This is a genomic window from Streptomyces sp. A18, from assembly GCF_059026065.1.
Window position 1 is genome coordinate 1 of sequence record NZ_JBWLKL010000135.1, and the last position, 909, is coordinate 909.

2 pseudogenes are annotated in these 909 nt (G+C 65.8%); both read left to right on the top strand.

The features are described from left to right. Positions 1 to 780: pseudogene (locus AC5P1C_RS43835) on the top strand (2-oxoacid:acceptor oxidoreductase subunit alpha); the annotation flags it as partial. Continuing rightward, a pseudogene (locus AC5P1C_RS43840) lies at positions 773 to 909 on the top strand (2-oxoacid:ferredoxin oxidoreductase subunit beta); the annotation flags it as partial. The pseudogenes AC5P1C_RS43835 and AC5P1C_RS43840, both read left to right, overlap by 8 nt.

A 909-nucleotide genomic window follows, 5' to 3' on the forward strand; every position in this document is an offset into this window, starting at 1 on the left:
GCGATGTTCGGGCGTAATGGTGAGGCGCCGGTGCCGATCGTGGCGCCGAAGACGCCCGCGGACTGTTTTGATGCGGCGTTGGAGGCGGCGCGGATCGCGGTCACCTACCGCACTCCGGTCTTCCTGTTGTCGGACGGCTATCTGGCCAATGGTTCGGAGCCGTGGCGGATCCCGGAAGTGGATGAACTGCCGGATCTGCGCACTCAGTTCGCCTCGGGGCCCAATCACGCCGAGGCGGATGGCACCGAGGTGTTCTGGCCCTATAAGCGTGATCCGCAGACGCTGGCCCGTCCGTGGGCCATCCCGGGTACGCCGGGTCTTGAGCACCGGATCGGTGGGATCGAGAAGCAGGACGGCACGGGCAACATCTCCTACGATCCCGCCAATCACGACTTCATGGTCCGCACCCGTCAGGCCAAGATCGACGGCATCCAGGTCCCCGACCTGGAAGTCGACGACGCCGACGGCGACGCGGAGCTGCTCGTGCTGGGCTGGGGTTCCACCTACGGGCCGATCACCGCGGCGGTACGCCGGCTGCGGGCGGTCGGCGAGAGCGTGGCGCAGGCCCATCTGCGCCACATCAACCCCTTCCCGTCCAACCTGGGCGAGGTCCTCAAGCGTTACGACAAGGTGGTGATCCCGGAGATGAACCTCGGGCAGCTCGCCACCCTCATCCGGGCCAGGTATCTGGTGGACGCGCACTCGTACAACCAGGTCAACGGCATGCCGTTCAAGGCGGAACAGCTGGCCACGGCTCTCAAGGAGGCCATCCATGGCTGACACGAAGACCGAAGGCACCGGGAGCACGATCGAAGCGCTTTCGCTGGTGCCCAAGGCCGAGGCCAAGCAGTCCATGAAGGACTTCAAGTCCGATCAGGAGGTGCGTTGGTGCCCCGGCTGTGGTGACTA